Source organism: Halorubrum sp. SP3 (genome assembly GCF_005435195.1).
GTDB lineage: Archaea > Halobacteriota > Halobacteria > Halobacteriales > Haloferacaceae > Halorubrum > Halorubrum sodomense.
In genome coordinates, this window is the sequence record NZ_SGTU01000787.1 from 1 (window position 1) to 217 (window position 217).

General features: G+C 75.1%; 1 pseudogene. It reads left to right on the top strand.

Annotated features, from left to right (window positions below):
- Window positions 1-58: 58 nt before the first annotated feature.
- Window positions 59-217, top strand: a pseudogene (locus EXE42_RS20575) (UPF0016 domain-containing protein); the annotation flags it as partial.

A 217-nucleotide genomic window follows, 5' to 3' on the forward strand; every position in this document is an offset into this window, starting at 1 on the left:
GTCCGGCGTCGGCCGGGGCCCCACGCCGGCCCACCGGCCGAGCGGAGGCGAGTGACGCATGCCCGGCTACGCCGAGATCGTCGTCGTCGCCCTCGTGGCCCAGCTCGCGGTGCTGCCCGGCGAGAAGGTCCAACTGATGATCGCCGGGCTCGCGACGAAGTACGACCCGAAGGTCGTCGTCGCCGCCGCGAGCTCGGCGTTCGCCGGCTGGACCGCG